We start from the raw sequence: 9470 nt of genomic DNA, 5'->3' as shown, positions 1-9470 counted from the left end.
GAGGGAAAACCTCATGCACGGTTTGATGAGGGGGTGCTGGAAACGGAGCCACGGTCGTCCCTAAACGGGCACGAAGCTGGAAACGGCGGACACAGCCAAGGGAAGACCTACGGGTCACCGCGCCTGCGCCCTACTCTACGATCCGCCTCCCGGCGGGAGGGCGGCCCCCCCCGGCATACGTCCATTCCATATCGGCGGTACAGACTCATCGGCCGTCCCCGGGTCAAGTCATCGTCGGCGATCTCGAGTGTCGGGATCGTCTCGATCCAGTTCCGGTCCACGCAGGGAATGCGTGGAAACTCCGGATTCACGGATTCGCGGTCCGGGCGGCAGGGGAGGACCCACGGCGGTGTTTGCAGAAGTAGCGACCTCTCCGGACGACGATCCCCGGAGAGTCCGCCGATGTCGTGGCGCGGCGCGTTCATCTCGTTTATTCAAAGACAGAGCGTGCCGTGAAGACGTTTCGTTACAGTGCCGCCGTGATGTCGAGAAAGCGGTGGCGGCACGTCGCGATTCGGCGCTGGAGATTTTTCGTGTTATAATCATGTGTCGGGACCGCTTCGAAAGTGCCGCATGCGGACCGGATTTCAACTGGAGGTTCCTTCTTGTCCAGATGTGCCCGTAGGGGAACGGCCTTTTTCGGATATGCGCTCGCCGCCATGTGGCTGTTGTCCCTCGCACCCCTTCGCGGTGCGGCCGCGCCGCCTTCCGGCTATTACGGCACCATCGACATCACCAGCCCGGCGTCCCTGCGCGCCACGCTGCACGACGTCATCGACGGCCACACGAAGATCCCCTACACGTCGTCGTCCACCGATACCTGGAACGTGCTCGAGCTGGCCGACGAGGATCCCTACAATTCGGGCCGCATCCTCGACGTCTACCGGAACCGCACCTTCCCCAAGTACGGCGCGGGCAACGACGACTACAACCGCGAACACACCTGGCCCAACAGCTATGGCTTCCCCGACGACGGCTCGTCGAACCTGCCCTACAGCGATTGCCACCACCTGTTCCTGTGCGACATCGGTTACAACGGCGCGCGCGGAAACCTCTACTATGACGATTGCGTCAGCGGCTGCACGTCATACGCGACCGACTTCTACGACGGCCAGAGCGGCGTCAACGAGCAGGACGCCGATTCCTGGGAGACCTGGGCGGGCCGCATGGGCGACGTGGCCCGGGCCATGTTCTACATGGACGTCCGCTACGAGGGCGACGCCGGCGCCGAACCGGATCTGATCCTGACCGACAACCCTGCCCTGATCCAGACCTCCGGCGGCGTCAACGCTTCGGTGGCCTACATGGGCCTGCTCGAGACCCTGCTGGCCTGGCACTTCGACGATCCCGTCGACGACCGGGAGCGCGGCCGCAACGACATCGTGTATGCCTACCAGGGCAACCGCAATCCCTTCATCGACCATCCCGAATGGGTGGCCTACATCTTCGACGGCGGCGCCACGGCCGTCGCCGCCCACGCGACGCCGCGGCCCGTCATCGCGGAGATCTATCCGAACCCGTTCAATCCCAGCACCACGGTGTCCGTCCGGCTGGAAGCGCCCGCCTACGTGGGCCTCGACGTGTTCTCGGCGGCGGGTCGGCAGGTGCGGACCCTGCTCGGCGAGTACCGCGGGGCCGGGGAGACCCGGGTCGTCTGGGACGGTGCCGACGACGCGGGCGCGCGCGCGGCCAGCGGCGCCTACTTCGTCAGGTTGCTGAGCGGGGGTGCGGCGGATGTGCGCAAGGTGATCCTGATCAAATGATGCCGGTATCGCCGGCATGAGCCTGTCCGTCGCGCTGCGCCGGAAGATCGCAGGTATTTTTTCACTCGCCGGACTCTTGCCATACGCGTATCTTGCGTTCGGTTCCCACCACAGACACAAGGCCGTGACGTGTTGTACCAAACCCGGATGATGCATGTTGATCGGGACCGCGGCCCACAATCTGCCTGAAGTCGAGGAGTGACATACATGAAGAGCTGTGCCCTTGCGGCGTTGTTCGCCGTGCTCGCCGCCGCCTGTGCGACAGCAGGGGATTGGACGGAGACCGTCACCCTGAGCGGCGATCTGCGATACCGTCAAGAGCGATTCGACGTGGACGGCAGCGAGCTGCGCAACCGCCAGCGCATCAGGGCGCGCCTGGACCTCGCGGCTCTGCCCGAGGACAACCTGGAGCTGGGTTTCCGCCTGTCGTCGGGAAGCGGCGATCCTGTATCCGGCAACCAGACCTTGGGCGACGGCTTCACCACCAAGAGCATCATGCTCGACCGCGCGTACTTCGCCTGGACGCACGCGCGGTCCGGTGCGGTGATCACCGGCGGCAAGATGGGCATTCCGTTCTTCGCCCCGAGCGAGCTGCTGTGGGACAACGATCTCTCTCCCGAGGGTCTCGCCCTGGCGCACACCATGGGCGAGGGTGACACCCGCTTCTTCGTGAACGGCGCGGGCCTGTGGGTAGAGGAGCGCTCATCCGCCGAGAACTCGGCCCTGTTCGGCGCTCAGGCGGGCCTGCGGCAGACGCTGGACGGCGCATGGTTCGTCGTGGGCGGCAGCTACTTCAACTACACCGATCTCGCCGGGCCGCTGTACGACGGCGACTTCTTCGGCAACAGCAACGACGGCGCCGCCTTCGCTACGGATTTCAACCTGGTCGAGGTCTTCGTGCAGCTGGGTTTCGCGGCGGGCGAGCTGCCGGTGACCGTGTTCGCCGACTTCGTGACCAACCAGGAGGCCGATGCCGACGAGCAGGGCTACCTGTTCGGCGCCAGGCTGGGCAAGGCGAAGAAGGCGGGCACCTGGGAATTGAAGTACAATTACCGCGAGGTCCAGAAGGACGCCGTCATGGGCGCCCTGACCGACTCCGACTTCCGCGGCGGCGGCACCGACGGCAAGGGCCACGAGTTCGGCTTCGGCTACCAGCTGTCGGGCAAGTCAGTGTTCGCGTTGACCTGCTTCGTCAACAAGCTGGGCGTCGAGAACGGCACCGACTTCAAGCGCCTGATGGCAGATCTCAAGTTCCGGTTCTAGCGCGGGGGAAAGCGACGACGAAGCCCGGACCATGCGGCCCGGGCTTTCGTTTTCCGGCGGTGGGGCCGCGACCCGGATGTCACTCCACCCGCAGCAGCCTCCCCGCCGAATACGCCGTGAACTCCGGCGCGTACATCGACTGCAGGATCGCCGGGCCGACCTCGAATTCTCCGGCCATGTTGGCGCGCAGCCGGTAGCGCAGCGTGTACTGGCCCGCGGGGAACCGGGAGAAGAAGTAGTTGGCGCCGGAGTCCCGGATCTCCTCGTAGTAGCCGAGTCCCTGGTCCCAGCGGTAGCCGGAGGTCGTCGACTCCGGCTCGAAGCCGGCGCCGCGCGGGTCGCGCAGGTGCACGAACTCGGCGGCGTGCCTGGCGCTCACCGACAGCTGGACCTCCACCTGGTCGCCGATTTCCACGTGTTCTCCCGCAGCGAGAGGGCTCAAGACCCACCCCTCGCCGTCGTTGTGGCGCCGGAAGAAGCTGCGGGCGACCGCGAAGAGGTCGCCGTCGCCTGCTGCGGGCAGCTTTTCGGTGGAGAAGTGCCAGGTGGCCGAGGCGAAGGCCGTGCCCTTGCCGCCCTTCTCGACGACCACGGTGGACATGGTCTTCGGGTCCAGTTCGTCGCCCGCGACGATCACGCGGTTGCGGGCGCCCGTGTAGGCGTCGGGCTCGAAGACGAATTCCCTTGCGAGGGGACCGACGGTCACATCCACGGTTTCGCGCGCGCCCAGGGCGCCCTCCCGCTCCATGTAGTGCACCAGGGCGTAGATCACCTCGGCGGTGGCGCGGGTCGAGCTCCAGTGGTTGAGCTTCTTGTTCAGCAGCAGCCACTGCACCAGGCCGTGGCGGCGCGCGTCGTCGGGCGCCAGCTCGGTCATCACGCGCAGGGCGAAGGCGTGGGTCTCGATGGTGTCGTTGTACCACAGCCAGGCGCGGTCCTCCGGGGCCCAGTAGGTGCCGAGGTCCGGATTGTCCCTGGCCGAGTCCATGATCGAGTCGAAGACCAGGTGCGCATCGTCGTCGCGGCCGGCGCGCGCCAGGGTCAGGGTCAGGTAGCCCTTCAGCAGCGGCGCGTGCTCGCGCCAGTGCGCGAAGGAGAAATCGAGCATGCGGGCGCGGTCGTCGTCGGTGAAGACGCCGCCGGTCCAGGTGTCGTCCGGATAGTTGGACAGCACGTAATTGAGGAAGGTGACCGTCTCCCAGCAGCAGCCCTTGGCCATCAGTTCGTCGACATGGTCGTCGTAGTAATGCTCCCGCATGTAGCGCCAGGCGCGGGCGATCATGTCCTTGGGCGCGTCGACGCCGAACTCGAGGCCCTTGCTGAAGCCGTACAGGATGTACAGGGTCAGGTAGGAGGACGGCGGGCAGCCCTGCATCCAGGGGAAACCGCCGGAAGCCGTCTGCGCCTCGCGCAGCTTGGCCAGGGAGACGTCGCGCGTCGAGCGCGCGATCGCGGGGTCGAGCACCTTGATCAGGCCGTATCCCGTCTCGCGTCCGCCCTCGGCCCGCCGCAGCCAGGGTGTTTCCTCCAGCAGGAGCTTGCGGTTGGGATCGGGGTCCTCCCACGCCTCCAGACGTGTCTCTCGCGCGGCGAACCCGCGGGCCATCTCCGCCACGGGCGGGTAGCTGTCGAAGAGGCTGGTCACGATGCCGGTGCTCAGGAACCTGTTCATGAGCTGCTCGGTGCAGGCGTAGGGATAGTCCACCAGGTAGGGCAGGGCGCCCAGCACGCCGTAGAACAGCTGCGCATCGACGGTCACCACGAGCTGTTCGTCGATGCGGGTGGGGTCGTCGTCCGCGGCCAGATCGGCGAAATGCAGTTCGCGACGCTCGCCCTCGCGCAGGCTCGCGAAGCGCGACTGCATCAGGTGCATGCGTCCCGGCAGGACGGGCAGCGACCGCTGCTCGCCGTCGCTGTAGTCGCCGGCGCGGGCGGTCGCGCGGCAGACCACCGGGCCCACGCGGACCGGTGCCGCGATGGGGAAGACCAGGTCCGTGCCGCCGCCGGCAGCGACGGTGAAGGGGACGCCGGTCGTCGCGTCGGCGGTCAGGCCGAAGGCGCCGCGCAGGTCCGCTTCCGTGTCGGGATCGAAGAGCTCGAAGTCCAGCCGGCCGCTCAGCGCAGCGTCGCCGGCGTTGTTCACGAGCACCTTCAGCTCGGCGCGGTCGCCCTCGCGCAGGAAGCGCGGCAGGTAGGGGCGGACCATCAGTTCCTTGACGCTGGCGGTCGTCCGGTGCGCGGAGCCCGAGCGCAGATCGCGGGTCACCGCGTGCACCCACACGTTCCACTCGGTGACCGAGTCGGGCACCTTGAACTCGATGACGGCGGCGCCGTCGGCGTCCAGCAGGAGGTGCGGGGCGAAGAAGGCGGTCTCGGCGAAGTTGGTGCGGGGCTGGACGGGTTCCTCCGCAGGTCCGCCGCCGGCCGGGGTCTCTATGCCTTCGGCGGGGGCCATGATGTAGCTGCTGTCGGAATCTGACAGGGTGCCGGGAATGTCTATCATCGAATCGGCCACTTCAGCGGCCATGTCCATGCTCCCATCGCGCCCCCCGCGCACGTAAAGCCGGCCGCTCCGCATCCGCACACCCATGCCGCCGATGCCGTAGCCGTCGATGGCGCGCAGCCGGTCCTCCTGCAGGTACGGGAATCCCGTCCTTGCGCCGTGACCCCGGCCGCGTCGCCAGATGTTCTGCGCGAGGCCCAGGGAATCGCTGACGTTCATGGGACGGATGTGCGTGGGATACAGCGACATCGGCGACGGCGGCGTGTGCATGGCGAAGATGTCGAGGCTGCGGTCGTACATGTAGGCCAGCAGCTCGGCGGCACCCGAGGCCACGAGTTGCTCGTCGAGCCGGCCGTCGGCGTCGCGGACGGTGACGCGGAAGGTCTCGTCGGCGCCCGGCCGGAGGCGGTCGCGGAAGGTCGCGAATTCGATCTTCAGTCTGCGGTCGTCCCAGGGCACGAAGATGTTCACCGATGTCTGCATCACCTGGTGGTCGCGCAGGGCGGTCGCCTGGACCCAGAAGCCGCCGCGCAATCCGGGCGTGATCGGGATCTCGATCAGTTCGTCGTCGCGCCCGGAGAGCATCACCCGGCGTTCGAAGCGGCGCCCGTCCTGCGCGAGTTCCAGCACCAGCTCCTGATCGGGTAACCCCGAGCGCACCAGCAGGCGCGCCGTGTCGCCCGCGGCGACCGACCTGTGCTCGGCCTGCAGGATCAGCGGCAGCGCCAGGGGCTTGGCCCGGCGCCCGGCGACCAGGAAGTCGCGACGGGTGCGGCTGGTTGCGCCGAAGTCGTCCACCGTCTCGTAATGGAGCCGGTAGGCGCCCGGGGGCAGGTTGGCCATCCGGAGCTCGCCGACGCCGTCGTCGCCGTGTTCGAGCGTCCCATGGTCGAGTTCGCGGCCGTCGGGCCAGCGGACGGTGGTCTGCTCGGCGGACGGGAGCGTCTGCCATCGCGGCTGCAGCGAATCGCCAGCCGTGCGGTAGGGCTCGCCGTCGGCAGGAGGGAAGAACACGGGCAGATCCGCCGGCAGGAGGGCCTTCTCTGGCTGCTGCAGCTCCACCAGCCGCCAGACGCCCTCGCCGGGGCGCGCCGTGCCGTTCAGATCGGTGCGGGTCACCGTCAGGGCGAGGGGCTCGCCTGCGCGCCCGAAGCCGGCCGCGGTCTCGACGACCGCGTCCACCGACACGAAACCGAGACGGAACACGCGCTCCGCCAGTCGGGTCTCGCCGCCCTCGTCGGTCACGTGGGCGGTGAGGTTGTAGAAGTAGCTCACGTCGGTGTCTTCGCTCAGGCGCTCGTCGGCCCGGGGCGTGAACTCCACCTCGAACGCACCCTGCGCGTCCAGGGTGGTGCGTCCGGACGCGACGGTCTGGATGCCGGCGGACGGGGGCTGCCACCACCACCAGCGCGGCCAGCGCGGCTGGCGCGTTATCCGCCAGACCACGTCGCCCGCGCTCACGGGCAGCCCGAAGTAGTAGTCCGCCCGGCCGCCGAGGCTCGCGGGCCGGTTCAGACGCAGGGGACTCGCCGGGTCGTCGATGCTCACCTCGAAGGTGGGGCGCTTGTATTCCTCGACCTTCACCGACGCGTTGCCGTCGAGGGATGTCAGGAGTTGCCAGTTGCCGAGCATGCGGCCGCGTGGGATGACGAAGCTCCCCGCAGCCGAGCCGAAGGCGTTGGTTTGCAGAGTATCCGCGGACACTTCCTTGCGATTGCCGTCGAGCAGGGAGACCACCAGGTGTGTTTCGGGCAGCGTCTCGTATTCCGGCTGCGCGCCGCCCCGGTAGGCGACCACCTTCCAGTTGAGGGTCTGTCCCGGCCGGTAGACGCTGCGGTCGGTGTAGACGAAGCTGCGGACGCGATCCTGCGGCGCGCGCGGCCGGCTGGCGTGGAGATTCCGGATGAGGGCCAGATCCCCGCCCTTGCGGGCGAAGACGCGCATTCTCGTGTATTGGCTCGGGACATCGGCATAGGCGAGTCCCCGCGCATCCGTTTCCAATCTCTCGGTTCGCGAATCGCGGCTACCACCGGTTTGGCGCTGGATCTCGATGCTAACGCCGGCCATGGGCTTGCCGGTCGCCCCCGAGCGCGCGCCCAGCTCCAGCTCACCGCCGAGATCGCGCACGATCAGCACCAGATCGCTGACGATCATGTTGACGGCGGTCACGCGGTTGAAGCGCCCCTCGTAGTCCCGGCGCGGCGAGGCGGTCACGACGTAGGCGCCCTTCCCGTCGGCCGGCAGCGTGGTGTAGGTCTTGTGCGAAGCGAAGTCGGGCGTCGGCGGCAGGTCCACGCTCCACGCCAGATCCGGTTCGCGGAAGTCGACCCAGTTCTCGATCGTTTCGTCGCCGGGCCAGGGGGCGCTCTGCCATTCCGTCCCCTCGACGTACTCCGCCAGGTCGTACCGCCAGGCCCGGAAATACAGGCGATCCATGTTCTTGTGCGTGATCCGGATGGAACGCTCGTGCGCCGCGTCCACGGACATGGCTTCCAGGTTGTAGTCGGGGGTTTCCAGGTTCTCGACCAGGTTGGCGCAGCGACGACCGCCGAGGCTCTCGGGATGACGGTCCCGGCCGGCCACGGCCGCGTGATGGGCCGCGACCAGGGGTTCGTCGCCCTGCCCCTCCTGCAGGAACGCGGCGAGCTGCCACTGACCCATGGACCACCAGTCGTAGGCCGCGTCGAACCCGCCCTGCACCCGGGCCAGGTGGTCGATGACCGCCTGCTTGTCCTGCTCGGTCCCCAGGGAAGCGAACAGGCTGCGCAGGCGGGTCAGGCGCGCCTCCAGGGCGGCCTCGTCGCGCGCGGCGTCCGCGTGCCAGCGCTCCAGGTCGCCCAGGATCGCGCAGAGCCGTCGCAGGGGATGGATGTCGGGGTCGGTCGGATCGACGTCGCCGTCCGTGCCGCCCTCGATCAGGACCGCCCTGTCCAGCAGGAAGGTCTCGTTGCCGTGCTTCGGGCGCCAGAGCGATTCGTCGGTCAGCAGATTCGCCCACATGTAGGACACCGCGTCGCGCAGCGTGCCGCGGATGCGCGCTGGGTAGTCGTTCTGCTCGATGTAGATCGACAGCGGGCCCAGCGAACGCGCCCCCCAGATCTCGCGCTGCGCCCAGACCCGCCCGAATGCCAGATGCGCCTGCTGCGCGATCTGGTCGGTGGTCCAGGCCTTCAGGTCGACGGTCTCGTCGCCCGCCACGTGCTCGCGGCCGCGGATCTCGTAGCTGTACTGATGGAAGTAGACGACCAGCGCGCTGGCGTAGTAGAGGTCCAGCACGGACCGCCACAAGGGCTCGTCGGGCCAGGGCTCGTCCTTGAGGAAGCGGACCGCAGTCTCGTAGCCGTGCAGCGCCGTGCGCAGCTGCGTCTCCTCGACCAGCGCGCGCGTCCAGGTCTCCTGGTGGTTCTTGTCGCGGGCGGCGGCGCGGATCTCGGTGACCAGATCGTCGGCCGCCTCGAACTTCTGCTCGTTCTTCAGGGCCTCGACCCGGGTCCAGTCCTCGGCGTAGTCCGCGCTGTGTTCGCTGCCGGGCAGAGGGCCGGTCGTGGGATCGCTGCTCACGGTCTGGTTGTCGAGACAGCCCGCTGAACAGATGATGGCGAGCAATCCGACCAGAGACAGACGGATGGAGCGCGGGAGGGATATGGCATCGATCGACGGGTTCATGACATGGCTCCCCGTTCGGGTACGGGCTTGGGGATGAATGGTCCGATACGTCCCGCACGTTACGCGCGCGCACAGATGGGTTAAAGCGATTTCCCCTTGAAAATATCCCGCGAGATGCTTGCCATGAATATTGGGAGGAACGATCGGCGAGGCAACGGTCGATTCGCGTCGGTAACGAGAAAAGCCCCGGGCGTGGGCCCGGGGCTCCCGATCGGGACGGTATCACCTGCGAGTGATGGTGATGGTGGCGATCTGACGACCCCGTCCGTCCCGTC

3 protein-coding genes are annotated in these 9470 nt (G+C 67.8%); 2 read left to right on the top strand and 1 reads right to left on the bottom strand.

What is annotated here, in order from left to right:
• Window positions 1-659 precede the first annotated feature (659 nt).
• Together KJ554_14995 and KJ554_14990 are read left to right on the top strand one after the other, a co-directional pair.
• A complete protein-coding gene (locus KJ554_14995) occupies window positions 660-1763 on the top strand; it encodes an endonuclease (protein ID MBU0743638.1) in 1104 nt (367 codons plus the stop codon).
• 207 nt (window positions 1764-1970) lie between these two features.
• Window positions 1971-3026, top strand: a complete 1056-nt coding sequence (locus KJ554_14990) for a putative porin (protein MBU0743637.1) — start codon at window positions 1971-1973, stop codon at window positions 3024-3026.
• A 79-nt stretch (window positions 3027-3105) separates the two neighbouring features.
• Here KJ554_14990 and KJ554_14985 read toward each other — a convergent pair whose 3' ends face one another.
• Complete coding sequence (locus KJ554_14985; GenBank protein ID MBU0743636.1) at window positions 3106-9195, bottom strand: hypothetical protein; 6090 nt, start codon at window positions 9193-9195, stop codon at window positions 3106-3108.
• Between the last annotated feature and the right edge of the window lie 275 nt (window positions 9196-9470).

Source organism: bacterium (genome assembly GCA_018814885.1).
Lineage (GTDB): Bacteria > Krumholzibacteriota > Krumholzibacteriia > LZORAL124-64-63 > LZORAL124-64-63 > JAHIYU01.
Note: the sequence above shows the minus strand (reverse complement) of the source record. Positions and strands in the feature narration are given on the sequence as shown.